The sequence below is a fragment of the Streptomyces sp. NPDC050703 genome (assembly GCF_040654435.1).
In the GTDB taxonomy this organism is placed as follows: domain Bacteria; phylum Actinomycetota; class Actinomycetes; order Streptomycetales; family Streptomycetaceae; genus Streptomyces.
Map to the genome: position 1 here is coordinate 20,974 of NZ_JBFAHX010000008.1, position 24,986 is coordinate 45,959.

The 24,986-nt window shown below is 74.2% G+C and carries 18 protein-coding genes; 6 read left to right on the forward strand and 12 right to left on the reverse strand.

The features are described from left to right. The first annotated feature begins 94 nt into the window (after positions 1-94). Positions 95-3,379, forward strand: a complete 3,285-nt coding sequence (locus tag AB0I16_RS10135; RefSeq protein WP_363248841.1) for a S8 family serine peptidase — start codon at positions 95-97, stop codon at positions 3,377-3,379. Between the two features lie 115 nt (positions 3,380-3,494). Here AB0I16_RS10135 and AB0I16_RS10140 read toward each other — a convergent pair whose 3' ends face one another. Together AB0I16_RS10140 and AB0I16_RS10145 are read right to left on the reverse strand one after the other, a co-directional pair. Beyond that, positions 3,495-4,280: a hypothetical protein gene (locus AB0I16_RS10140; protein WP_363248842.1), complete on the reverse strand. Its 786-nt coding sequence runs from the start codon at positions 4,278-4,280 to the stop codon at positions 3,495-3,497. After that, positions 4,277-4,849, reverse strand: coding sequence for a sigma-70 family RNA polymerase sigma factor (locus AB0I16_RS10145; protein WP_363248843.1), 573 nt, complete (start codon positions 4,847-4,849; stop codon positions 4,277-4,279). Before AB0I16_RS10145 ends, AB0I16_RS10140 begins: the two co-directional genes overlap by 4 nt. Positions 4,850-5,046: 197 nt before the next feature. On the opposite strand from AB0I16_RS10145, the gene AB0I16_RS10150 reads away from it, so the two are divergent. Beyond that, positions 5,047-6,063, forward strand: a complete 1,017-nt coding sequence (locus AB0I16_RS10150; protein ID WP_363248844.1) for an aspartate-semialdehyde dehydrogenase — start codon at positions 5,047-5,049, stop codon at positions 6,061-6,063. A gap of 29 nt (positions 6,064-6,092) precedes the next feature. On the opposite strand, the gene AB0I16_RS10155 is transcribed toward AB0I16_RS10150, so the two are convergent. Continuing rightward, positions 6,093-7,292, reverse strand: coding sequence for an MFS transporter (locus AB0I16_RS10155; RefSeq protein WP_363248845.1), 1,200 nt, complete (start codon positions 7,290-7,292; stop codon positions 6,093-6,095). Positions 7,293-7,406: 114 nt separating this feature from the next. Here AB0I16_RS10155 and AB0I16_RS10160 point away from each other — a divergent pair, with 114 nt between their 5' ends. Next, on the forward strand, positions 7,407-8,300 hold the full coding sequence (locus AB0I16_RS10160; RefSeq protein WP_363248846.1) for a LysR family transcriptional regulator: 894 nt from the start codon (positions 7,407-7,409) through the stop codon (positions 8,298-8,300). Here AB0I16_RS10160 and AB0I16_RS10165 read toward each other — a convergent pair whose 3' ends face one another. Beyond that, positions 8,301-8,807, reverse strand: coding sequence for a DUF1203 domain-containing protein (locus tag AB0I16_RS10165; protein WP_363248847.1), 507 nt, complete (start codon positions 8,805-8,807; stop codon positions 8,301-8,303). It lies immediately after the preceding gene. Between the two features lie 314 nt (positions 8,808-9,121). Then, complete coding sequence (locus tag AB0I16_RS10170; RefSeq protein ID WP_363248848.1) at positions 9,122-10,333, reverse strand: FAD-dependent monooxygenase; 1,212 nt, start codon at positions 10,331-10,333, stop codon at positions 9,122-9,124. 197 nt (positions 10,334-10,530) lie between these two features. Here AB0I16_RS10170 and pepN point away from each other — a divergent pair, with 197 nt between their 5' ends. Next, complete coding sequence (gene pepN, locus AB0I16_RS10175; RefSeq protein WP_363248849.1) at positions 10,531-13,131, forward strand: aminopeptidase N; 2,601 nt, start codon at positions 10,531-10,533, stop codon at positions 13,129-13,131. Positions 13,132-13,561: 430 nt separating this feature from the next. On the opposite strand, the gene AB0I16_RS10180 is transcribed toward pepN, so the two are convergent. The 3 genes from AB0I16_RS10180 to AB0I16_RS10190 form a co-directional block, all read right to left on the reverse strand. Continuing rightward, positions 13,562-14,473 carry a LysR family transcriptional regulator gene (locus AB0I16_RS10180; RefSeq protein ID WP_363248850.1) on the reverse strand — a complete coding sequence of 304 codons (912 nt, stop codon included), beginning with the start codon at positions 14,471-14,473 and terminating at the stop codon, positions 13,562-13,564. 51 nt (positions 14,474-14,524) lie between these two features. Continuing rightward, positions 14,525-15,388 carry a DMT family transporter gene (locus tag AB0I16_RS10185; protein WP_363249021.1) on the reverse strand — a complete coding sequence of 288 codons (864 nt, stop codon included), beginning with the start codon at positions 15,386-15,388 and terminating at the stop codon, positions 14,525-14,527. Positions 15,389-15,654: 266 nt separating this feature from the next. Further along, complete coding sequence (locus tag AB0I16_RS10190) at positions 15,655-17,142, reverse strand: FAD-dependent monooxygenase (protein WP_363248851.1); 1,488 nt, start codon at positions 17,140-17,142, stop codon at positions 15,655-15,657. Between the two features lie 98 nt (positions 17,143-17,240). On the opposite strand from AB0I16_RS10190, the gene AB0I16_RS10195 reads away from it, so the two are divergent. Beyond that, positions 17,241-17,834, forward strand: coding sequence for a TetR family transcriptional regulator (locus AB0I16_RS10195; protein WP_363248852.1), 594 nt, complete (start codon positions 17,241-17,243; stop codon positions 17,832-17,834). Positions 17,835-17,979: 145 nt separating this feature from the next. Here AB0I16_RS10195 and AB0I16_RS10200 read toward each other — a convergent pair whose 3' ends face one another. From AB0I16_RS10200 to AB0I16_RS10210, 3 genes are read right to left on the reverse strand one after another with little or no spacing between them, the layout of a single operon-like run. Beyond that, positions 17,980-18,219, reverse strand: coding sequence for a hypothetical protein (locus tag AB0I16_RS10200; protein ID WP_363248853.1), 240 nt, complete (start codon positions 18,217-18,219; stop codon positions 17,980-17,982). A gap of 20 nt (positions 18,220-18,239) precedes the next feature. Continuing rightward, positions 18,240-20,366, reverse strand: coding sequence for a 4-alpha-glucanotransferase (malQ, locus tag AB0I16_RS10205; protein ID WP_363248854.1), 2,127 nt, complete (start codon positions 20,364-20,366; stop codon positions 18,240-18,242). Beyond that, a complete protein-coding gene (locus AB0I16_RS10210; RefSeq protein WP_363248855.1) occupies positions 20,366-20,686 on the reverse strand; it encodes a hypothetical protein in 321 nt (106 codons plus the stop codon). Before AB0I16_RS10210 ends, malQ begins: the two co-directional genes overlap by 1 nt. Positions 20,687-21,120: 434 nt before the next feature. On the opposite strand from AB0I16_RS10210, the gene AB0I16_RS10215 reads away from it, so the two are divergent. Next, positions 21,121-24,171 (forward strand): beta-N-acetylglucosaminidase domain-containing protein, encoded by a 3,051-nt coding sequence (locus AB0I16_RS10215; protein WP_363249022.1) that lies wholly within the window; start codon positions 21,121-21,123, stop codon positions 24,169-24,171. A gap of 115 nt (positions 24,172-24,286) precedes the next feature. Here the strand turns inward: AB0I16_RS10215 and AB0I16_RS10220 are convergent, their stop codons facing one another. Then, on the reverse strand, positions 24,287-24,823 hold the full coding sequence (locus AB0I16_RS10220; RefSeq protein ID WP_062773975.1) for an HNH endonuclease: 537 nt from the start codon (positions 24,821-24,823) through the stop codon (positions 24,287-24,289). Positions 24,824-24,986: the final 163 nt, after the last annotated feature.

Genomic DNA, 24,986 nt, shown 5'->3' on the forward strand with positions numbered 1-24,986 from the left:
TAAAGCTGAGCGGTCATCCGACCCCGGATTTCGGACCCGTCCGAAAATCGGCGGCCGGATCACCCTCTCCCGACCTTCACGTACAGGGATGCCGATGCCCAGATCCAGTTCCAGCGCCAGACGCGCGCCACGTCTCGCGATAGCCGTCGGTCTCACCGCCGCGCTGTGCGCGACCGGGGCGGTGCCCCTCGCCTTCGCGGCGGACGAGACCCCCGTGCCCGCCCCCAAGTCCGCGAAGGGCAAGCTCGGGCCGGCCGACGCCGAGCTGCTCGCCGACGCCAAGGCGGACGGCGAGAAGACCGTCACGATGATGGTCGCCACCGCGCCCGGCGCCACCGAGCAGGTCGCCGACCAGCTCGACGGCGTCAAGGGCGGCTCGGTCGGCCGCACCTACGACAAGCTCGGCTACGTCCGCGCGACCGTGCCGACCGGCAAGGCCGACGCGGCGATCAAGTCCGCGGCCAAGCTGTCGTCCGTGCACGCCATCGACCTGCGGCACGAGATCGAGCTGGACGACCCGACGCCGGCCGCCGACCGCGCCAAGGGTGCGAAGACCGGCGCACGCGGCACCTACCCGGGCCCGGACAAGAGGACCCCGGCGGACAACCCGTACAACCCGTCCGCCGAGACCGGCGCCGTGGACTTCGTGAAGAAGCACCGCAAGGCCGACGGCCGCGGCGTCACCATCGGCATCCTCGACTCCGGCGTCGACCTCGGCCACCCGGCGCTGAAGAAGACGACCACCGGCGAGCGCAAGATCACCGACTGGGTGACGGCGACCGACCCGATCGTCGACGCGGACGGCACCTGGCGCCGGATGACCAACCCCGTCAGCGGCCCCACCTTCACCTGGGACAGCGAGACGTGGCAGGCCCCCGCGGGCTCCTTCCAGGTCAACCGCTTCCGCGAGTCGGCCACCACCGGCGGCGACGCCAAGGGCGACATCAACCGCGACGGCGACACCACCGACTCGTGGGGGATGCTGTACGACCCGGCGGCGGGCACGGTCCGCGTCGACCTGAACGACAACAACGACTTCACCGACGACGAGCCGATGAAGCCGTACAAGGACGACCACCAGGTCGCCTACTTCGGCAAGGACGACCCGGCGACCGACGTCGTCGAGCGCGTCCCGTTCGTCGTCGAGATCCGCAAGGACGTGCCGACGGACCCGTACGGCGGCGACTGGGTCGGCAAGAAGGCCGACTTCGTCAACATCGGTGTCATCGAGTCCGAGCACGGCACGCACGTCGCGGGCATCACCGCGGCCAACGGCCTGTTCGGCGGCAAGATGAACGGCGCCGCCCCCGGCGCCAAGCTGGTCTCGTCGCGCGCCTGTACCTGGAGCGGCGGCTGCACCAACGTCGCGCTCACCGAGGGCATGATCGACCTCGTCACCGAGCGCGGTGTCGACATCGTCAACATGTCGATCGGCGGCCTCCCGGCCCTCAACGACGGCAACAACGCGCGCGCCGAGCTGTACACGCGCCTCATCGACACCTACGGCGTGCAGCTCGTGATCTCCGCGGGCAACTCCGGCCCCGGCGCCAACACCATCGGCGACCCCGCCCTGTCCGACAAGGTCATCTCGGTCGGCGCCGCCATCTCCAAGGAGACCTGGGCCGCCAACTACGGCTCCCAGGTCGAGAAGACGTACGCGATGATGCCCTTCTCCTCGCGCGGCCCGCGTGAGGACGGCGGCTTCGCGCCGATCATCTCCGCCCCCGGTTCGGCCATCAACACCACCCAGACCTGGCTGCCGGGCTCCGCGGTCGCCGAGGCGGGCTACAAGCTCCCGGCCGGCTACTCCATGCTGCAGGGCACCTCGATGGCGTCCCCGCAGGCCGCGGGCGCCGCGGCGCTCCTCCTCTCCGCCGCCGAGCGGGAGAAGATCGACCTGACCCCGGCGAAGCTGCGCACGGCGCTCACCTCGACCGCGGACCGCATCCGCGGCGAGCAAGCGTACGCCCAGGGCACCGGCCTGATCGACGTCGTCGACGCCTGGGAGGCGATCGAGGACGACGCGAAGGCGCACACGTACACGGTGAAGGCCCCGGTCGACACCGCCCTGGAGCAGGAGCTGAAGAAGCCCGGCACCGGCATCTACGACCGTGAGGGCGGCCTGAAGGCCGGCCAGAAGCGGACGTACGACGTCACGATCACCCGCACCTCCGGCCCCGACCGCGGCGTCCGCCACGAGCTGGAGCTGGAGAACAACCACGAGGGCACGTTCAAGCTGCTCGGCGACGACGACGTCACGCTGCCGCTGAACAAGCCGGTCACCGTCAAGGTCCAGGCGAAGGCCGGCTCGGCCGGGCTGCACAGCGCGATCCTGACCGTCGACGACGAGCGCACCGAGGGCATCGACCACCAGATCATGTCGACGGTCGTCGTCTCGGCGCCGCTCGCGAAGCCCTCGTACACGTTCTCGGCCAAGGGCTCGACGCAGCGCAACAGCCCCACGTCGTACTTCGTGACCGTGCCGAAGGGCGCCAAGTCCCTCGAAGTCGCCCTCGGCGGCCTGAAGGACAAGAGCCAGACGCGCTTCGTCGCGATCCACCCCTACGGCGTCCCGGTCGACTCCACCTCGTCGATCGCCTGCTACCCGAACTACGAGAACCCGGCCAACACCTGCCGCCCGGACCTGCGTTCGTACGCGGAGCCGCAGGCGGGCGTCTGGGAGATCGAGGTCGAGTCGCGCCGCACGTCGCCGCTGCTCGACAACCCGTACGAGCTGAAGGTCGCCGCCCTCGGCGTCGACTTCGACCCGGCCGTGCAGTCGCTCCCCGAGGCCAAGGTCGGCACCCCGGCGCCGGTCGCCTGGAAGGCGACGAACAACTTCGCGGCGGTCGACGGCCGTCTGAAGGGCGGCCCGCTCGGCTCGGCCAAGTCGGCCCGCCCGAGCATCGCCCAGGGTGCCACGCAGACGTCGACGGTCGACGTGCCCGCGGGCGCCGAGCGGCTCGACGTCGTCATCGGCTCCCCCGCGGACATCGCCGCCGACCTCGACCTGACCGTCAAGAAGGACGGCACGGTCGTCGGCTCGTCGGCGGAGGGCGACTCGGAGGAGTCCGTCTCGCTGACGAAGCCGGCCGCCGGCACGTACACGATCGAGGTCACGGGCTACTCGGTGCCGTCCGGCACGACCGCGTACGACTACCGTGACGTCTTCTTCTCGGGCGCCCTCGGCAGTGTCACCGTCGACGAGGCCAAGCGGATCGAGCTCGGCAACGGCGACTCGGCGCAGGTCGAGGCCAAGGTCGAGGCGAAGGCCCCGGCCGCCGAGGGCCGCGAGCTCTTCGGCGAGGTGTCGCTCGTCAACGCCCGCGGCACGGCGGCGGGCAGCGGCAGCGTGAAGATCGAGAAGGTCACGCCGTGATGGTGTGACCGCCCGCCGCTGAGCGCCTGTCGCTGAGCGGCGCTGCGGAGAAGTCCCGCTGAAACGCCCCCTTCGGGAGGGTTTCGGCGGGACTTTTCCGTATCCCCCGACCGGGTCAGCCCTCGTCCCCGCAGCTGAGCTTCTTCGCGGCCGGGAGGGCCTTCAGGATGTGGGTGCGGAGGCGGGTGCGGTCCTCGCCCACGGCCCAGCGCGTCGGTTCGGCGGCGCCCCCGTCCAGCGCGACCAGCGCGCGGTCGCCCGGCTTCGGGCGGGGGCCCGCCTCGCGGTCCAGGAGGAAGCTGACCGTGCCGCTGCCCGACTCCGGCTTGAGGTAGCGGGTCACGTCGAGCGTGACCCGCTCCCTCCGCGAGCCGCCCGGCAGCGGGGCGACCGCCGTGACCGTGCCCTCCACGATCAGCCGCGAGCACGCCACCAGGGCCTCGGCGCCCAGGCCGGCGTCCGCGTCGCCCTCCGGCCTGCTCTCGCCCTTCGCGTCGGACGCCACGCCCGCCCCGCTGTCCATGCCGCCGGTTCCCGGCCCGGCGTCCACGACCAGCCAGGCGAGGCCGCCGAGCAGGGCGGCGCCCGCCGTGGCGGCGACCGCGCGGAACGCCGCGCCGACGCGGCGGCGCGCCGGGTGCGGGGAGCACGGCGGGTGCGGGGAGCGGGGCGGGTGTGGGGAGCGCGGCGGTACGGCCGTCCGCCGCGGCGGGCCCGCCGCCAGGGCGTCGCCGACCACGGCGATCCGCTCCCGCAGCAGGGCGACGTCCGCCAGGGCCGCCGCCCGTTCGGCGGCGAAGCCGGGGTCCGCGCGGGCCCCGTCGGGGACGGGCTCGTCCGTGAGCGCGGACATCAGCGCGTCGAAGTCCCTCTCGCCCTCCTCCTTCTCCGGCACCGTCACACCACCTCCCCTTCGTGCAGCCGCGCCCGCAGGAGCCGTACCGCCGTGTGCAGCCTGCTCTTGACCGTGCCCTCGGGGATGCCCAGCTCGTCGGCGATCGCCCGTACCGGCAGGTCGGCGTAGAAGCGGAGCACCACGACCTGCCGCTGTGCGGCGGGCAGCGCGCCGAGGCCCTGCGCCACGGACAACGACAGGGCCCGCGCCTCGGCGCCGTCCTCGTCCGTCGCCTCCCGCCACAGCACGGCGAGGCGCTCCCCGAGGCGCTCCTGTCTGCGCCGGGCCCGGTGCCAGTCCATGGCGAGGTTGGAGGCCACGACCGCCGCCCACGCCGAGACGTCACGCGGCGCCGCACGCCCGTCCGCGGCCCGCTCCAGGAGCTTCAGGCGCACCTGCTGGACGCCGTCGGGGAGGTCGGCGTACGGCACACCGCCCAGGGCGAGCACCGCCCGCACCCGGTCCACCTGCGCCGGGCCGAGCGGGTCCGGGCCGAGCGGGCCCGCCCCGTCCGCCCCGTCCGTCCCGTCCGCCCCGTGCGTTCCCGGCGCGCGGCGCGCCCTTCCGCGCAGCAATGTGCGCCTCCCCTCCCCGCGTTTCCCCTACGACGCGCGGGGCGCCCGGAACGTTCGGCGAGCCGTCCGGGGAATGTGGCGTCCCGCACCTCGGACAATGGATTGGACAATGCGGCACTGGAGAGACGCATCATGGAGCCACCCCGCACAGACCGGCCGAGGTCACGAGGCCGCACGCACAAACGGAGGAAGTCCCTGTGAAGGTCGGAATCGTCGGAGCCACCGGTCAGGTCGGCACGGTCATGCGCAAGATCCTCGCCGAGCGGAAGTTCCCGGCCGACGAGCTGCGCCTGTTCGCCTCGGCCCGCAGCGCCGGGACGGTCGTCGACGGCGTGACCGTCGAGGACGCCTCCACGGCCGACTACACGGGCCTGGACATCGTGCTGTTCTCGGCCGGCGGCGCCACGTCCAAGGCCCTCGCCGAGAAGGTCGCCTCGCAGGGCGCCGTCGTGATCGACAACTCCTCCGCCTGGCGCCGGCACCCCGAGGTCCCCCTCGTCGTCTCCGAGGTGAACCCGCACGCGATCAAGGACCGCCCCAAGGGCATCATCGCCAACCCGAACTGCACGACGATGGCCGCGATGCCCGTCCTGAAGCCGCTGCACGCCGAGGCGGGCCTCGAAGCGCTGGTCGTCGCCACCTACCAGGCGGTCTCCGGTTCCGGCCTCGCCGGCGTGGAGGAGCTGTTCCAGCAGGTCAAGAAGGTCGGCGACGCCGCCCCTGACCTCACGCACGACGGCTCCTCCGTCGACTTCCCCGAGCCGGACAAGTACGTCGCGCCGATCGCGTACAACGTCCTGCCGATGGCCGGTTCCGTCGTCGACGACGGTCTGAACGAGACGGACGAGGAGCAGAAGCTCCGCCACGAGTCCCGCAAGATCCTGGAGATCCCGGAGCTGAAGGTCTCGGGCACGTGCGTGCGCGTCCCCGTCTTCACCGGCCACTCCCTCCAGGTCAACGCCCGCTTCGCGCGTCCGCTGAGCCCCGAGCGCGCCACCGAGCTCCTTGAGGCCGCCGAGGGCGTCGTCGTCACGGAGGTCCCGACGCCGCTGGTCGCCGCGGGCAAGGACGACTCCTTCGTGGGCCGCATCCGCAACGACGAGACCGTCGAGAACGGCCTGGCCTTCTTCATCTCCGACGACAACCTCCGCAAGGGCGCGGCGCTGAACGCCGTGCAGATCGCGGAGCTGGTCGCGGCGGAGCTGAAGGGCTGATCCGTCCGTCCGTACGGCTCCGGGGGCGGTCACCTTCCGTCGGTGGCCGCCCCCGCCGCCGCCCCCGCCGGGTCGGCCGAGGCGTCCCTCGCGCGAGCCACGGCGACCAGGGCGAGCGCCGAGAGCGCGCCGCCGAGCCACAGCACGGCGCCGGGACCGCCGCCGTCCGCGACCCGGCCGCCCGCGAAGGCGCCGAGCGCGATCGCCACGTTGAAGACCCCGGCGAAGAGCGCGGACGCGGCCTCGCGGGCGTGCGGGGCGGCGGCCATCACCCAGTTCTGGGCGGAGACCGAGACCCCGCCGTACGCCAGGCCCCAGGCGACGAGCAGCACCGCGGAGGCGGTGAGCGAACCGCCCGCGGGGACCAGCAGGAGCACCACCGTCCCGAGCCCCGCGCTGATGGCGAGCAGCGCCCTGCGCGGCTCGCGGGCCGCGACGGCTCCGGCCGCGAAGTTGCCGGCGATGCCGGCGGTCCCGTAGGCGAGGAGCAGCCCGCTGACCGGACCGGCGCCGATGCCGGGCAGCCGCTCGATGACGGGCCGTACGTAGGTGTACGCGGCGAAGTGCCCGGTCACGAGCAGCGTGACGGCGATCAGCCCGCCCCGCAGCCGCCTGACCCGCAGCAGACCGGCGAAGACGCCGAGCCGCACCCCCTCGCCCGCGGGCAGCGGGGGCAGCAGTACGGCGAGCAGCACCGCCACCGCCAGCGCGAGCACGGCGAGGGCGGCGAACCCCCAGCGCCAGCCGGCCAGCTCGCCGAGGAACGTCCCCGCGGGTACGCCGAGCACGGAGGCGACGGCGATGCCGCTGAAGATCACCGCGGTGGCCCGTCCGGCGCCCTCCGCGCGGACGAGGCGCACCCCGAGCCCCGCGGCGATGGCCCACACCCCGCCGATGCACACGCCCACCAGGACGCGCGCCGCGAGCAGCACGCCGAAGCCCGGGGCGAGCGCGGACGCCAGGTCGGCGGCGGCGAGCAGGACGAGCAGGGCGCACAGGACCGTACGCCGGTCGGCGCGGCGCACCGCGACGGGCAGCAGCGGTGCGGCGAGCGCCGCGACGACGCCGGGCAGGGTGACGGCGAGTCCGGCGCTGCCGGCGGAGACGCCGAGCCCCGAACCGATGGGGGTGAGGAGCCCCACCGGCAGCATCTCCGTGGTGACGACGGAGAACGTGGCGGCGGCGACGGCGAGGACGGCGAGGTGTTCGTGGTGTGTGCTCTGCGGCATGTCCGGCATGCCATCCACCCTGTGACGGACCCGTGCGGGGGAACAACGCCGCGGATCTCATCCTTGTATGAGCCGGGGTCATCGATGCGGCGAGCGGTGCGGAGGAGGTGCTGCGTGGGAGCGGTGGAGCGTGGTCTGGAGATCCGTGAACTGGAGTGCTTCCTGGTGCTCGCCGAGGAGCTGCACTTCGGGAGGGCGGGCGAGCGCCTGTACGTCTCGCAGAGCCGCGTCAGCCAACTCCTCGCCGCCCTGGAGCGGCGGATCGGCGCCCGGCTCGTCGAGCGTACGAGCCGGCGGGTCGCGCTGACCCCGCTCGGCACGACGTTCCTCGCCGAACTCCGGCCCGCGTACGAGGACTTGTCGTCGACGGTCGAACGGGCGATGGCGGCGGCGCGGGGCGTGGAGGGCACGCTGCGGATCGGCTTCCAGGGCACGGCGGACGCCCGTCTGATGGCGGCGATAGCGGCGTTCCAGGAATGTCACCCGGCCTGCACGACCCAGATCCTTGAGGTCCCGTTCGCCGACCCCTTCGGCGCGGTGCGGCACGGTGAGGTGGACACGGCGATCGTGCTGCTGCCGGTGGCGGAGGCGGACCTGGTGCTCGGGCCGGTCTTCTCCCGCGAGCGCCAGACGGTGGCGGTGTCGGTACGGCACCCGTACGCGGGGCGGGAGTCGTTGACGGCCGCCGAGCTGAAGGAGACCCCGCTGATAGCGGCGACGGCCCCGGCCCCCGCGTACTGGCGTGCGGCCCACGCCCCCTCGGACGCGCCCGCGCCGGAGGTCCGCACGCTCCAGGAGGGCCTGACGCTGGTGGCGGCGGGCCGGGGTGCGATGCTGCTGTGCCGGCCGACGGCGGAGTACCACGGCCGCAAGGACGTCGCCTTCGTACCGGTCGACGGCCTTCCCGACTCCGTCCTCGGGATGGTGTGGCACCGGGACGGGGAGACGGCGCGGGTACGGGAGTTCGCCCGCGCCCTGCGGACGACCACCGGAGCGGCCCACGCCTGATCAGTCCTCTCTGCGCACCTCGAAGTGGAAGCAGCCGTACTCCACGGCGCGTACGTGGACGAGGGCGACGGCGGGGTCGGCGAAGGCCTCGCCGAAGGCGGCGTCGAAGCCCTCGGTCCCGGCCTCGGGGATCTCCAGCAGCCGCCCGCCGACGATACGGCCGCCGGCGTCGTACCGCCGCAGCGTCCGCAGCGCGCCCGCCCGGGAGAACGGGTACTCCTTCCGTCCCTCGTCGGGCCCCGCGCACGGCTCGGCGTGGATGAAGACGGGCCCCTGCTCGTCGTAGGCCCCGGGCGCCGCCCCGGTCCGCGCGGCCCAGCGCCGCAACGGCGCGTACGACACGAGCGCGACGCGCTCCCCGGGGGCGACGGGCCGCAGACAGCACCGCAGGGGGTCGCCGCCTTCATGATCGACGTACGGAACGCAATCCCGCCCGGCGTCATCGCGCCGCCGCAGCTCGGCGAGGGTTTCGGGGTCGATGGGGCGGGGCGTGTAAGCAGTACTCATGGGTCGAGCCTCGCGCGGGAAGAGCCGAGAAGCTGGCGGTTTTCGGACGGCACGCTCGGACCGCTGAACCTCGGCGACACACAGCCAGGCGCTTGAAGCCTGTCCGGCGATTGAGGACGAGCCAGGCGCAGCCGGCGACAGACCGAGCCACGACGCCGGGCACGGCACACAGCCAGGCCCCCGAGCCCGCCCGGCCATCAGGCCCGAGCACGACGCACAGCCAGGCGCTCAAAGCCCGTCCGGCGATTGAGGACGAGCCAGGCGCAGCCGGCGACAGACCGAGCCACGACGCGGAGCGCGCGGCAGGGCTCCGCCTACAGCCGGCCATCCGGCATGGGGGGCCTCCGCTCGGCCGGGCCGAGAACACCCCGCCGGGCCGAAGCCCCGGGCAGGGACCGCTCCGAGGCCCAGGGGCCAGACCTCGCCGCGAGGACCACCGCGTTGGCCGCCTCCCCCCGCACGTCCTCGTAGTGCCGCAGCCCCGCCTCCCGGTCGGCCCCCGCGTACGCCAGGCACTGCGCGAGCACCCGGGCGTCGAGCACCGCCTGGGAGCCGCTCTCCGAGCCCACGGGATACGTGGGGTACATGGGGTGCGCCGCGTCCCCGAGCAGCGTCACGGGCCCCCGCCCCCACCGGGGCAGCGGGTCCCGGTCCACCATCGGGCACTCCAGGATCTGCCGGGTCCCCGCGAGCAGCGCCGGCACGTCGAGGTCCCCCATCCGCCACCCGGCGAAGTGCGGCAGGACGTCCGAGAGCCGCCCGGAGCGGTTCCAGTCGGCGGGCCCCGCGACGGCCTGGTGGTGCGCGGGCGGAAACCGCACCTCCGCCACCCAGCTCAGCAGCGCCCGCCCCCGCTCCAGCGCCCACCGCGACACCGGGTGGACGACGAACCTCGCGGAGTCGTCGCCCGCCACCGCCACCGTCTGCCCGCCGAGCACCGGCTGCCACTCCGTGACCCCGCGCCACATCCGTACGCCGCTCCACAGCGGCGGCCCCTCCCCGGGGTGCAGCGTGGCCCGTACGGCGGAGTGCAGCCCGTCCGCCCCCACCAGGGCCCGCACCCCCACCCCGTACTCCCGGCCCCGCTCCATGTCCCGCAGGATGACCCGCAGCCCGGCCCCCTCGCGCTCGGCGAGGCGTACGAAGGCGGTCCCCGTCCGCACGGCGTGCTCGCCGAGCCGGTCGCGGACGGCGTCCAGGAGCATGAGCTGGAGGGCCCCGCGGTGCAGCGAGTACCGCGGCCAGGGATGGCCGAGCGCGAGCCCGCACGGCTCGCTCACGACCCGGTCCCCGCGCCGGTCGAAGTGGACCGCGGCCTCCGGCGCCACCGCCGTCGCCGCGAGCCCGCCGCCGAGGCCGAGCTGCGTCAGCTCACCCACCGCGTACGGCAGCAGGTCGATCCCCACGCCCACGGGCCGCAGCTCGTCGACCGGGTCCACCACGCGCACGCCGATGCCTGCCGCGTGCAGGCTCAGCGCGGCCGTGAGCCCGCCGATCCCCGCTCCCGCCACCAGTACGTCGATCATGGCCGCCGCCCCCTGTGGTCCCGGTGGTCCCCTGCGGACGCGCGGAGCGTAGCGGGAGCGGCGGCGGGAGAACAATGGGCCGGGCGGCCAGGTGAACCCGCATGGAAGGATGGCCGGAAACACCACAAGTGCACCCGCTGGGACCCCGGGGTCCACACCAGCGAGATCCCATCCGTCGTACCCGAGGAGATGACCGCGTGCCCGGCACCAATCTGACCCGCGAAGAGGCGCAGCAGCGGGCGAAGCTGCTCACCGTTGACTCGTACGAGATCGACCTCGATCTCTCCGGAGCCCAGAGTGGGGGCACCTCCCCCTCGGACGGAGGCGAGAGCGGCGGAGGCACCTACCGGTCCGTGACCACGGTGCGCTTCGACTCCGCGGAGGCGGGCGCGGAGACCTTCATCGACCTGGTGGCCCCCGCGGTCCATGAGGTCGTCCTGAACGGCCACACCCTCGAAGTGGCCGCGGTGTTCCGCGACTCGCGCATCGCGCTGAGGCACCTCAAGGCGGGCCGCAACGAGCTGCGGGTCGTCGCCGACTGCGAGTACACCAACACCGGTGAGGGCCTGCACCGCTTCGTCGACCCGGTCGACGGGCAGGCGTACCTGTACACGCAGTTCGAGGTGCCCGACGCCCGCCGCGTCTTCGCCTCCTTCGAGCAGCCGGACCTGAAGGCCACCTTCCGGTTCACCGTGAAGGCGCCCGCGGGCTGGACGGTGATCTCCAACTCGCCGACGCCCGAGCCCAAGGACGACGTCTGGCACTTCGAGCCGACGCCGCGCATCTCCTCGTACATCACCGCGCTGATCGCCGGCCCGTACCACTCGGTGCACTCCTCGTACGAGGGTCCGAACGGCCAGTCGGTGCCGCTCGGCATCTACTGCCGGCCCTCGCTGGCGGAGTTCCTCGACGCGGACGCGATCTTCGAGGTGACACGGCAGGGCTTCGACTGGTTCCAGGAGAAGTTCGACTACGCGTACCCGTTCGCCAAGTACGACCAGCTCTTCGTGCCGGAGTTCAACGCGGGCGCCATGGAGAACGCGGGCGCGGTCACCATCCGCGACCAGTACGTGTTCCGCTCGAAGGTGACGGACGCGGCGTACGAGACGCGCGCGGAGACCATCCTCCACGAGCTGGCCCACATGTGGTTCGGCGACCTCGTGACGATGGAGTGGTGGAACGACCTCTGGCTGAACGAGTCGTTCGCCACGTACACGTCCATCGCCTGCCAGGCGTACGCGGAGGGCTCGCGCTGGCCGCACTCCTGGACGACGTTCGCCAACTCCATGAAGACGTGGGCGTACCGCCAGGACCAGCTTCCGTCGACGCACCCGATCATGGCGGACATCCGCGACCTGGACGACGTGCTCGTCAACTTCGACGGCATCACGTACGCCAAGGGCGCCTCGGTGCTCAAGCAGCTCGTCGCCTACGTCGGGATGGACGAGTTCTTCCGGGGCGTGCAGAAGTACTTCAAGGCGCACGCGTTCGGCAACACGCGCCTGTCCGACCTGCTCGGCGCCCTGGAGGAGACCAGCGGGCGCGACCTGAAGACCTGGTCGAAGAAGTGGCTGGAGACCGCCGGCATCAACGTGCTGCGCCCGGTCGTCGACGTCGACACCTCCGGTGTCATCACGTCCTTCGCGGTCAAGCAGGAGGCCCCCGCGCTGCCCGCCGGCGCCAAGGGCGAGCCGACGCTGCGGCCCCACCGGATCGCGATCGGCCTGTACGACCTGGACGAGGCGTCCGGCAAGCTGGTGCGCACGGACCGCGTCGAACTGGACGTGGACGGCGAGCTGACGGCCGTGGACGCGCTCGTCGGCAAGCGCCGTCCCGCGGTGATCCTGCTGAACGACGACGACCTCTCGTACGCGAAGGTGCGGCTGGACGCCGAGTCGCTGGCGTTCGTCACGGACCACATCGGCGACTTCGAGGCGTCGCTGCCGCGGGCGCTGTGCTGGGCGTCGGCGTGGGACATGACGCGTGACGCGGAGCTGCCGACGCGCGACTACCTCTCGCTGGTCCTCTCCGGCATCGGCAAGGAGTCCGACATCGGCGTCGTGCAGTCGCTGCACCGGCAGGTGAAGCTGGCACTCGACCTGTACGCGGCGCCCGCGAACCGCGAGGCCGCGCTGGCCCGCTGGACCGAGGAGACCCTCTCGCGCCTGCGCTCGGCCGAGCCCGGCAGCGACCACCAGCTGGCATGGGCGCGGGCCTTCGCGGCGACGGCGCGTACGGAGGCGGACCTGGCGTTCCTCGAAGGCCTGCTGGCCGGTACGGACTCGGTCGACGGCCTGGCCGTGGACACCGAGCTGCGCTGGGCGTTCGTGAACCGCCTCGCGGCGACGGGGCGCCTGGACGAGGCGGGCATCGCGGCGGAGCTGGAGCGGGACAGGACCGCCGCGGGCGAGCGTCACGCGGCGTCCGCCAGGGCCGCGCTGCCGACCCCGGAGGCCAAGGCCGCGGCCTGGGCGTCGGTCGTCGAGTCCGACACGCTGCCCAACGCCATCCAGGAGGCGGTGATCGGCGGCTTCGTCCAGACGGACCAGCGGGAGCTGCTCGCGCCGTACGCGGAGAAGTACTTCGCCGCGGTCAAGGGGGCGTGGGACTCGCGCTCCCACGAGATGGCGCAGCAGATCGCCATCGGGCTCTACCCCGCGCTCCAGGTGTCCCGGGAGACGCTGGACGCCACGGACGCGTGGCTCGCCTCGGAGAACCCCTCCGCGGCCCTGCGCCGCCTCATCACCGAGGCCCGCGCGGGCGTCGAGCGAGCGCTGCGGGCCCAGTCCGCGGACTAGCCCTCCAACCGGGCGGGGAAGCGGCTGCCCCGCCGGGCGGAGCCTGGCTCACGCCTGGGCGGAGCCCTTGGTTCTGCCTGGGCGGTGCCTGGCTCCCCCACGCAGTCGGGCCGTGGGGCCCCTTGGCCCAGCCGCACCGCCCTGCTCCGGCCCGCCGAAGACCTGTTCCACCCACCCGCCCGTTACCCCGGGTCCCGGGTGGGTGGATGGGTATGTGTATCCGCTTCGGGGTTCCGGGCGGGCGGGTCGGACACATCCGCGCGCAGCGCGGGACAGGCCGGGGACGGCCCGCAGCCGAGGACACGGCCACCCGTCCGCCGCCGGGCCCCCGGGAGACTGCCGCGCAGGACGGCCGGCGCCGGCCGGGGCGGCCCCCGGCAGCGACCCGCCCCGGGAGCCGCCTGGGGAGCCGCTTGGGGAGCCGCGCCCGCTAGGGGGCGACCGCCGCGCCGGCGGCGCGAAGCTCCGTCAGGACCCTCGCCACGGCCGCCCCACCCGCCGCCCCCTTCCGCACCGCGGCGACCACATGCCGCCGAGGACGCTCCGCGGAGAGGCCCCGCATCACCACCCCGTCACGCCGCACCGCCGCCATCCGCGGCACCAGGGCCACCCCCATCCCCGCCTCGACCATGGCGAGGATCGCCGTCCAGCCGGAGGCCGAGTGCGCCTGCTCGGGGGTGAACCCGGCCCCCTCGCAGGCCGCCCGCGTGATCTCGGACCACGGCCCGCTGCCCCCGAAGATCCACGGCTCCCCCGCGAGATCGGCGAGGCGCAGCCCCTCGGCCGCCGCCAGCGGATGGTCGACGGGCAGCGCCACGTCCAGCGGGTCCGCGACCAGCGACTCCCGGGTGAAGCGCGTGTCGGCGTCGGACGGGGCGGGCGCCTGCACCGCGAGGGACAGCGCCACGTCGACCTCCCCCGCGGCAAGGAGCTCGTACGCCTCGGCCGCCTCGGCCTCCCGCACCCGTACCGAGATGCCCGGCGCGGCCGACCGCAGCGCCCGCACCGCGGGGACGACGAGCGCGGGCACGGCCGTGGAGAAGGCCCCGACCCGCACCTCCCCCGCCTCACCGTGCGCGTACGCGGCCAACTCCGCGTCGGCCCGCTCCAGTTGCGCGAAGACCGCTTCGGCGTGCCGCAGCACGAGGTGCGCGGCGTCGGTCAGCCTGACCCGGCGTCCATGGGCTTCGAGGAGCGGCACGCCGAGCTGCTTGGCGAGGTTGGACAGCTGCTGCGAGACCGCGGACGGCGTCATCCGCAGCGCCCCGGCGGTCGCCGTGACGGTGCCCCGTTCGCTCAACGTACGCAGGATCTGCAGCTTCTTGATGTCCCACTCGCTCATGGGGCCAACGTACCGACCGGCGGGGAGGGACGGCCCCACGGGACGCCCGCCCTACTCGGCGCGGGCCGAGCCGAGCACGACCCCGCCGAGGATCAGGCCCATGCAGAGCACCTGGAGCCATCCCATGGCCTCGCCGAGGAGCGCGTAGGAGAGCAGGGCGACGCAGACGGGCTGGAGGTAGTAGACGACGCCGGCGCGGGCGGCGCCGATGACCGAGACGGCCTTGTTCCAGGCGAAGAAGGCGACCGCCGAGGAGACCACGCCCACGTACAGGAGCGGGGCGACGGTGCCGGCGGTCGGCTCGAAGCCGCCCTGGACGGCGTAGCTGACCACGAACGCCGGGAGCAGCATCAGCGCGCCGAGCACGAACGTCGAGAAGAGGAAGGGCAGTCCGCCGATCTCCGGGGGCCTGCGCCTGAGGAGCACGCTGTAGGAGCCGAAGGCGAGCGCCCCCGCGATGATCCAGAGGTCGCCCGGCGCGAAGTCCATGGCGAGCGAGCCCTTGCTGACGAGGAGCAGGACGCCCACGCAGGCGACGGTCATGCCGGTCACGCGGCGCGCCCCGAGCCGGGTGCCGCCGGCGCGTTCGTGGACGGCCATCAGGACGGGCGACGCGGCCATGATCATGCCCATGTTGCCCGCGGTGGTGGTCGTCCCCGCCTGGTTCACCAGGGTGTTGTAGACGGTGACGCCCAGCAGGGCGGCGAGCAGCAGGAAACGCAGGTGCTCGCGGAGGAGCCGCCGCTGCCGCCAGGTCTCCCGTACCGCGAAGGGCGCCACGGCCGCGATGGCGATGATCCAGCGCCAGAACGCGTGCTGGACGGGCGGCACGGTGTCGTGCAGCGCCCGGGAGGTGACGAAGCTGCCCGACCAGACGACCGTGGCGAGGACCGCGAGGGCGATTCCGGCGCCGATGGGGCGGGCGGCGCTCGCTCCCGCGGAGGGAGCGGTGCCGTGCGGGCTCCGGTCGAGGACTGTCACGTGGTATCCCTTGCCTGCCTTCCCCGCCGTGGACGCGAGGATGTGGAGTGCGCTGCGTGCGCTGCACGTGCGCTGCGAGCGCGCTGCGAGTGGGTTGCGGGACTACCGTGACAGGGGACCACCCATCAGGTCCATCGAAACTTTACGCCTGCTCTATTAAGGAACATTGAACGGTTGGGGGGCCGGCGGACGCGGTCTCCTCACGCCCCGCACCCCCACTCCCCCAGCGCCGCTCCGACGGCCGCCGCGTCCGCCTCGTCCGCGGCCCACGCCACGTACCCGTCGGGCCGGACGAGGAGCGTCGTGCGGCGGGCGCTCGACCAGTGCGCCGGTACCGCCCCGCCCGTCTCGAACGCCGCGTCCCTCGGCGCTATGAGCACGAACTCGCCCGCGCGCAGCAGCTCATGGAGCCGCCCGCCCCGCAGCGCGACATCCGGCACCCGGCGCCCGACCAGGCGGTGGGCGCCCCGCGGGGCGGGATACGCGATGCCGACACCGGTGATCCGGCCGACCGCCCTGGCGCGCACGGGACCCACGCGGCCGACGAGCGTGGCGAACGCGGCGCGCGCCGCCCGGGTCCACGGCCGCTTGGCCATGGCGAACCTGACGAGGCCGCCGCTGCTGCGGAGGACCGCCCTGCCGACCGGGTGCCGCTCCGCCTCGTAGGTGTCGAGCAGGCCCTCCGGGGCCCGTCCCCGGAGGGTGGCGATCAGCTTCCAGCTCAGGTTCGCGGCGTCCTGGAGGCCGGTGTTCATGCCCTGGCCGCCGGCCGGGGAGTGGACGTGCGCGGCGTCCCCGGCGAGGAAGACCCGGCCCACGCGGTACGCGGGCGCCTGCCGCTCGTCGCTGTGGAAGCGGGACATCCAGCGGGCGTCGTGCATGCCGAAGTCGCGCCCCAGCGCCTGCCGGACGATTCCCCTGACCTCGTCGAGGTCGAGCGGCTCGCTGTCGGGGACGTTCCGCGAGCGGTCCCAGCCGACGACGCGGTGGTAGCCGTCGGCGAAGGGGGCGATGAAGGCGAAGGCGTCGCCCGCGGTGTCGACGGTCAGCAGGGCCGGCGGCCGCTCGGTGAGCTTGACGTCGGCGAGGACCAGTGAGCGGATGACGGACCTGCCGGGGAAGGGCAGGCCGACCGCCCCGCGCACCCCGCTGCGCAGCCCGTCGGCGCCGACGGCGTAGGCGGCGGTGAGGGTGCTCGTCGCGCCGTCGGGACCGCGCACGTCGAGATGTACGCCGTCCGCGTCCTGGGCGAGTCCGACCAGCTCGGTCTCGTACGCGAACCGCACCCCGGCCTTCACCGCGCGCCGCTCCAGGACCCTCTCGACCTCGTACTGCGGCAGGACGAGGACGTACCGGAAGCGGGAGCGCAGGTGGCTGAGGTCGAGCGTGAGGCGGTCGAAGAGGCGCAGCTCGTCGAGCGGTTCGCCCACGGCCTCCAGTTCGTCGGCGATCCCGCGGGCGTCGAACTGCTCCAGGGTGCGGGCGTGCACGACCATGGCGCGGGAGAGGTTGCCGATGCCGCGCGCCCGCTTCTCCACGAGCGTGACGGCGACGCCCGCGGCGGCCAGGTCGCCGGCGAGCAGCAGCCCGGTGGGGCCCGCGCCCACGACGACGACGGTGCGGCGCTCCTCGCCCGCATGCCCGGTGGTGGTGCCCTTGCCCTCGCTCGATCCGCTGGTGCCGTTCATGGCCGCCTCCTGATGCCAACGCTTGTTGGTCAACGCTTGTTGGCAACGTAGAGCCACCGCCCTGGACTGTCAACACGTGTTGGCCTACGTTTGTTGGCATGACCGGAAAAGCACCCGCCACCGCGGCGGCCGACGCCGCCCCCCGCCGCTCCGACTCCACGCGCGCCTGCATCCTCGCGGCGGCCCGCGAGCGGTTCGCGGCGGACGGGTACGAGCGCGCGACGATCCGCGCCATCGCCAGGGACGCACGCATCGACCCGTCGATGGTCATGCGCTACTACGGCAACAAGGAGGGGCTCTTCGCCGCCGCCACCTCCGCCGACCTGCGGATGCCGGACTTCACGCGGGTGCCGCGCGAGGACGTCGGGCGGGTCCTCGTGACGCACTTCCTCGACATGTGGGAGGACGGGGACGTGCTCACCGCGCTCCTGCGTGTGGCGCTCACCAACCAGCCGGGCGCCGAACGCATGCGGAAGATCTTCGAGGAGCAGCTGCTGCCGGTCGCCCGCGCGGTCTGCCCCGATCCGGCCGAGGCGCCGACGCGGGCGGGGCTCTGCGCCGCGCAGGTGCTGGGCCTCGCGCTGACCCGGTACGTCCTGCGGTTCCCGCCGTCGGTGGCCCTGACGCGCGAGGAGGTCACGCGGTGGCTCGCGCCGACGCTCCAGCGCTATCTGACGGCCGAGCGGCCGTAGCCGGCCTCGGCCCGCCGGGCGGACGCAGAGCGCGCCGAGGGCGCCCGCCACCGTGGCGTACGCGGACACGCGTACGTACGTCGGTGAGGGGCGCCCTCGGCGCGGAAGTCGTGGCGGCGGCGGGACCGGGTCCCGCGCCGGCGCGTCAGCCCTGCTTGTGCTGCTTGCGGGACTTGTCGCCGACCATCACGAGGCCCGCGATGACCAGGAACAGCACGATGGGGGCCGCTACAAAGAGGCCGAGCGTGTCGATGACGCTCAGGCCGGGACCCGGGTCGTCGCCGTCGTCCCGCATGTTCGCGAGCGCGGGGGACGACATGAGCAGCATCATCAGCGTCGTGCCGGAAGCCAGGGCGCCGGCGCGCAGAGCGTTCTTCTTGTCCACGGTGCAAACGTAGCGAACTCCTAAACGGGGTGCGCGCCCGGGGGTGCCGTACGGGCCCTCGTGTCGTCGCGCGCGGCGTCGCGGAACACCGCGAGCAGCGCGTGCAGCCGCGGGGAGGCCGCCAGCTCCTCCAGGCTGACGGGGCGTCCGGTGGCGTCGGCGACCGGCAGCCGCCAGTTGGGATACTCGTCCCAGGTGCCCGGCAGGTTCTGCGGGCGGCGGTCGCCGACGGCGTCCGGCAGCCAGATGCCGACCATGCGGGCGGGGGTGGCGAGCAGGAAGCGGTGCACGGCGCGGATCTCGTCCTCCTCGCAGCCCACGCCGCCCGGCAGCATGCCGAGCCGGGAGAGCAGCCCGAGCCACTCGCGGACGTCGGCGGCGGCCTCGCCCTGCTCCTCCGCCAGCGGACGGGTCAGCAGCCCGAGGTCGTGGCGCAGCCGGACGTGCTCGCCGGTGAGGCGGGCCGCGGTCGGGGGCAGGTCGTGCGTGGTGGCGGTGGCGACGCAGTCGGCGCGCCACCGCTCGGCGGGCAGCGGGCGGCCCGTGCCCTGCCAGTCCCGCTCGAACCAGAGCACGGAGGTGCCGAGCACGCCGTGCTCGCGCAGGGCGTCGCGGACCCCCGGCTCGACGGTCCCGAGGTCCTCGCCGATGACGAGGGCGTCCGCGCGGGCGGCCTCCAGGGCGAGGACGGCGAGCATGGCCTCCGCGTCGTAGTGCACGTACGTCCCCTGGGTGGGGTCGTGGCCCTCGGGGACCCACCAGAGCCGGAAGAGGCCCATGACGTGGTCGATCCGCAGCGCGCCCGCGTGGCGCAGGAGGCCGCGGAGCAGGGCGCGGAACGGGGCGTAACCCGATTCGGCGAGGCGGTCGGGGCGCCAGGGCGGCAGGCCCCAGTCCTGGCCGCGCGCGTTGAACGCGTCCGGCGGCGCGCCGACCGACGTGTGCCGGGCGAAGTAGTGCTGCTGCGCCCAGGCGTCGGCGCCGCCGGGGTGCACGCCGACCGCCAGGTCGTGCACCAGGCCGATGTCCATGCCGGCCTCGCGGGCGGTGCGCTGGGCGGTGGCCAGCTGTTCGTCGGTGAGCCAGGCGAGGCGGCAGTGGAAGTCGACGCGGTCCAGGAGTTCGCGCCGCGCGCGGGTGGTCGCGGCCGACGCCGGGTCACGGAGCGCGGCGGGCCAGGAGTGCCAGTCGGGGCCGTAGGTCTCGGCGAGGGCGTACCAGGTGGCGTGGTCTTCGAGGGCCTGGCCCTGCTCGGCGAGGAAGGCGCTGTAGGCGGCGCAGCGGCCGGGGCCGACGGGGACGTCGGCGAGCAGTCCGAGCGCTTCGCGCTTCAGGGCCCAGACCGCGTCGCGGTCGATCAACTCGCCGCGTCCGAGGACTCCTTCGCGCAGTCCTTCGGCCCTGCGGCACAGCTCGTCGGCCCGGTCCCTGGCCTCGCCCCGCAGCTCCGTGAACTCGGGGACGGCCTCGACGCGCAGGTGCACGGGGTCGGGGAAGCGGCGGGACGAGGGGCGGTACGGAGAGGGGTCGCCGCCCGGCCCGTCCGGCGGGCTCGGCACGGCGGCGTGCAGCGGATTGACCTGGAGGAAACCGACGTCCAGGGCGCGGCCCGACCAGGCGGCCAGCTCGGCCAGGTCACCGAGGTCGCCCATGCCCCAGGAGCGGTGGGACAGCAGGGAGTAGAGCTGGACCAGGAGGCCGTGCGCGCGGCGCTCCGGGGTCTTGATCCGGCGGGGGGCGGCGATGAGGTGCGCCTGTGCCTCGCGCCCGTCGGGGCTCCGTACGTGGAGGGTGTGCACGCCCGGCGGCAGCGGCGGGCCCACGTCGGCGCCTGCCGCCCACGCGTGCGTCCCGCCCTCTTCCGCCTCGACCCGCACATGTGTGCCCCGCGGCAGTGCGGCGAGCAGGGGGGCGGCGGACGGGGCGGCGTCCGTCCAGGCCACGACGGTCGGCGGGAGAAGGCGCTCGGACAGCTCCGCCTCGCGCGCGGCGAGGGCGGCGGAGACCGCGTCGGGGGCGCTCGCGTCCACGCCGAGGGCGGCGAGGGCCGCGACCACCGCCGTGTCGGCGGCAGGGACCGTGCGGCCCGGGGACGGGGAGTAGGAGGTGGCCACGCCGTACGAGGCGGCCAGCCGGGGCAGGGCCATCAGACCCCCATGTAGTCCAGGCCCGAGGCCATGCCGGTGGAGGTGGGCTCGCTGGTGAGGGGGGCGGCGTCGGCGAGGGGCGGCTCGCTGGTGAGCGGCGCGGCGTCGGCGAGCGGGGGCTCGCTGGTCAGGGGCGGCTCGAAGCAGCCGCAGGAGCACGATCCGTCCAGGCCCGAGTCGGGTCCGGAGAGCCGTGCCGGGTCCGGTCCGGTCGCCTTGGCCCAGTCGGGGCCCGACGACTGCCGGGGCACCTGTCCGGAGACCGGCCCGGGCACCTGTTTGGAGAGGGCGTCGAGGAGGAGATGGGCGGAAGCGGCCACGTGTGAGCTCCTTGTCAGGGGGCAGGTCACGGCAGCCCTACCCAATACGTGGGGCCGCAGACGTATACGTTGTATCAACGTGACGCTGGTCACGTCAGGTTCCCGGCGCGGGAGTTGTTTTTCCGTGCCCCGGCTCACTCCGGAAGATGAAGCTCCGAGGGGTCCCCCGCCGGGAAAATTCGCGCCGCGCGGAGAAGGGGCCCAAAGCCCCGCCGTCACCGGCCGCCCCGCCGCCGCCCCGCCGCCGCCATGGCTCCGGTCGAGGCTCCGGCCATGGCTCCGGTCATCGACCGCGGCCCGGTTTCGCGTGGGTTCCGCGAAGAATCACCCCTGCCGTGCCTCCTCCCGTTGACACCTCAGCCGCCGCAGTGGTGGGCTCACTGCCACATGTGACGACAGGTGCCACAGGGGCCATGGGAAACAGGGGAGCGGCCGTGCAGTTGCGGCGCAGGAAGGGCGCGGCCGCCATCGCGGTCGCCGTCATCGCGGGCGCCCTCGGCGGCGCCCCCGGCGCCCTCGCGGCACCGGGAGGGCCCGGTGCCCCCGCCACCTCCCCGGACGCCGTCAGCGGTGAGCGCGAGGCGGCGCCGGAGCTGCCGCCCGTCTGGCCGCGCCCCCAGACGATGGACGCCGCGGGAAGCGCCGTCACCCTGGGGGACGACGTGGTCCTCGTGACCGCCGCCGACGGCGCCCGAAGCGGCCGGGCGGACTCCGACCCGTACGCCCTGAAGGCCCTCCGCGACGTGCTGCGCGACGCCGGTGTCCGGCGCGTCACCGAGGTCCGCGACGGTGACCCGCTGCCCGCGGGCAGCACCCTGGTCGTGCGGGCGGGCGGCTCGGGCGCCGCCCTGGCCCTGCGCGCGCTCGGCGCCCGCGAACGGGCCGACCTGCCGCCGGGCGGCTACCGCCTGGCCGTCGGCCGCGTCGACGGACGGGACACCGTCGCCCTCGCGGGGACCGGCGACGACGGCCTCTTCCACGGCGTGCAGACGCTGCGGCAGCTGGTCTCGGGCAAGACCCGCACGATCCCCGGCGTACGGGTGCGGGACTGGCCGGGCACGGCCGTGCGCGGCCTGACCGAGGGCTTCTACGGCACCCCGTGGACCCACGCGCAGCGCCTCGTCCAGCTCGACTTCCTGGGCCGCACCAAACAGAACCGCTACCTCTACGCCCCCGGCGACGACCTCTACCGCCAGGCCCGCTGGCGCGAGCCCTACCCGGCCGGGCAGCGCGCCGACTTCCGCGCCCTCGCCGAGCGGGCGGCGGCCAACCACGTCACGCTCGCCTGGGCCGTCGCCCCGGGCCAGGCCATGTGCATGTCCTCCGACCGGGACATCAAGGACCTCACCCGCAAGCTGGACGCGATGTGGGAACTCGGGGTGCGCGCCTTCCAGCTCCAGTTCCAGGACGTCAGCTACAGCGAGTGGCACTGCGAGCGGGACGCCGAGACGTTCGGCAGGGGCCCGAAGGCCGCCGCGAAGGCGCAGGCCAGGGTGGCCAACGCCGTCGCCGGGCACCTGGCCGGGCGCCACCCCGGCGCGGAGCCGCTCTCCCTGATGCCGACCGAGTACTTCCAGAAGGGCACGACGGAGTACCGCGCGGCCCTCTCGGACGACCTCGACCCCGGCGTCCAGGTGGCGTGGACGGGCGTCGGAGTGGTCCCCAAGACCATCACCGGGCGCGAACTCGCGGGCGCCAGGGACGCCTTCGGCCCGCACCCGCTGGTCACCATGGACAACTACCCCGTCAACGACTTCGCGCAGGACCGCATCTTCCTCGGCCCCTACACCGGCCGTGAGCCCGCCGTCGCCACCGGTTCGGCCGCCCTCCTCGGCAACGCCATGGAGCAGCCGTCGGCCTCCCGCATCCCGCTGTTCACCGCCGCGGACTACGCCTGGAACCCCCGCGCCTACCGCCCCCACGAGTCCTGGCTCGCCGCCATCGACGACCTCGCGGGCGGCGCCCCCGGGGCACGGGGCGCGCTGCGGGCCCTCGCGGGCAACGACGCGTCCTCCGTGCTCGGCGCCGACGAGTCCGCGTATCTGCGCCCCCTCATGCGGGAGCTGTGGCAGGCCCGTACGACGACGGACCGGGCGCGGATCGAGGACTCGGCCAAGGCCCTGCGCAAGGCGTTCGGCGTCATGCGTGAGGCGCCGCGACGCCTCGCGGACAGCGCCCTCGACGACGAGATCCGGCCCTGGATCGAGAAGCTCGGCACCTACGGCGAGGCCGGTGAGGCCGCCGTCGACATGCTGCGCGCCCAGTCCGCGGGCGACGGGGCCGCCGCCTGGCGCGCCTCCCGCGAGCTGACCGGGCTGCGCGAGGAGCTGAAGGACGAGCGGGTGACCGTCGGCGAAGGCGTGCTCGACCCGTTCCTCGCGCGGGCGCAGAAGGCGTACGCGGCCTGGGCGGGCACCGACAGCGAGCGGGCGTCGGACCGTGCGACGGCCCGGTTCGGCCGTACGCACACGCTGGCCGCGGTGACGGCGCTGACCGACCCCGGCACCGGGGGCAGCGTCGAGGCGCACGTGCCGGGCGAGGGCTGGCAACGGATCGGCACGCTCTCGGCGAGCGGCTTCACCGAGATCGACCTCGCCGGAGGGCGCGGCAAGGGCGGGGCCGGGGGCGAGGACGCGGGCGGAAGCGGGGCCGCGGGCTCCGGGCGCGAGGCACTGCGTGCCGACGCCGTCCGCACCACGCTCACCGACGGCACGGTCCGCCACCTCGTCCCCTGGTACGCCGACGCCCCCGGGGCCCGTCTCTCGCTGGAGCGCACCGAGGCGGACGCGGAGATCGGCGGCGGTGCCCGGCGGGTCACGGCCAGGCTGCTCGCCCAGCGCCCCGGAGACATGCGCGGCAGGCTCACGGCCAAGGCGCCGAAGGGCATCGAGGTGCGGGTGCCCGAGGAGTCCACGCTGCCGCGCGGCACGCGGGTCGACGTGCCGGTCGACATCACCGTGGAGCCGGGCACGCGCGCGGGGACGTACGACGTCCCGCTGACCTTCGGCGACGAGACCCGCACGGTCCTGGTGCGCGCCTACCCGCGCACGGCGGGCCCGGACGTGGCGCGCGAGGGGCGTGCGACGTCGTCGGGCGACGAGACGGAGGACTTCCCCGCGTCGGCCGCCAACGACGGCGACCCGGGGACCCGCTGGTCCTCGCCGGCCGAGGACGGCGCCTGGTGGCAGGTCGAGCTCGCGGAGCCGGTCCGGCTCGGCCAGGTCGTGCTGCGCTGGCAGGACGCCTACGCCGCCGGCTACCGCGTGCAGACGTCCGCCGACGGCAGGACCTGGCGGACGGCGGCGACCGTGAGGGACGGCAAGGGCGGGCGCGAGGCGATCCGCATGGACGCGCGTGACACGCGTTACCTCCGCGTCCAGGGCGACGAGCGCGCCACGCGGTTCGGCTACTCGCTCTGGTCCGTGGAGGCGTACGCGGTCGCGGAGGACCAGGGCGGCGGACGCGTGCGCGGCGGGGCGAGGTGACACGCGTGCGCGGCGGGGCGAGGTGACACGCGCGCGTGGCGGACGATCCCCGCGCGCGTAACCCCTACGCCCCTTCTCGCGACCCCTTCTCTACGACGAAGGCCCGGATCGATTGCTAGGCGGAAATGCCATCGATCCGAGCCATCGCGTCGTCCGCGCCGAACGGCTGCAAATAGGGCAGCCAGCGCGGATCCCTATGCCCGGTCCCGATGATGCGCCACGCGAGGCCCGAGGGCGGCGCGGGCTTGTGCCGCAGCCGCCAGCCGAGCTCCATGAGGTGCCGGTCGGCCTTGACGTGGTTGCAGCGGCGGCACGAGGCCACCACGTTGTCCCAGGCGTGCCGGCCGCCCCGGCTCTTGGGGATGACGTGGTCGACGCTGGTTGCGACGCCACCGCAGTACATGCACCGGCCGCCGTCGCGGGCGAACAGCGCCCGCCTGGTCAGCGGGACGGGGCCGCGGTAGGGAACCCGTACGAACCGCTTGAGGCGGACCACGCTGGGTGCGGGGACGGTGCGTGTGGCACTGTGCATGAAGGCGCCGGATTCCTCTAGGCAGAGAGCCTTGTTCTCCAGGACGAGGACGAGCGCGCGGCGGAGCGGTACGACGCCGAGAGGCTCGTACGACGCGTTGAGGACCAGGACATGCGGCACGGATGCCTCCTTGTACGCCGGCGGCGCGTGGCTCGCGCCGGGACGATCTGCTGCCAGTCTCCCCTCATGCCTGGTCGAAGCGCCACCATGTGCCGGTAACGGCCTTGAAGTGTTTTCGACCACAGGTCGTCCGGCGACGATGCGTCACTTCCCGCTTTCCCAG

Bases quoted from the DNA above. Each gene is read 5' to 3' on its own strand.
- AB0I16_RS10190 (WP_363248851.1), bottom strand. From the start codon at position 17,142: ATGAACGGCACCAGCGGATCGAGCGAGGGCAAGGGCACCACCACCGGG.
- AB0I16_RS10135 (WP_363248841.1), top strand. From the start codon at position 95: ATGCCCAGATCCAGTTCCAGCGCCAGACGCGCGCCACGTCTCGCGATA.
- AB0I16_RS10170 (WP_363248848.1), bottom strand. From the start codon at position 10,333: ATGATCGACGTACTGGTGGCGGGAGCGGGGATCGGCGGGCTCACGGCC.
- AB0I16_RS10155 (WP_363248845.1), bottom strand. From the start codon at position 7,292: ATGCCGCAGAGCACACACCACGAACACCTCGCCGTCCTCGCCGTCGCC.
- AB0I16_RS10165 (WP_363248847.1), bottom strand. From the start codon at position 8,807: ATGAGTACTGCTTACACGCCCCGCCCCATCGACCCCGAAACCCTCGCC.
- AB0I16_RS10195 (WP_363248852.1), top strand. From the start codon at position 17,241: ATGACCGGAAAAGCACCCGCCACCGCGGCGGCCGACGCCGCCCCCCGC.
- malQ (WP_363248854.1), bottom strand. From the start codon at position 20,366: ATGGCCCTGCCCCGGCTGGCCGCCTCGTACGGCGTGGCCACCTCCTAC.
- AB0I16_RS10180 (WP_363248850.1), bottom strand. From the start codon at position 14,473: ATGAGCGAGTGGGACATCAAGAAGCTGCAGATCCTGCGTACGTTGAGC.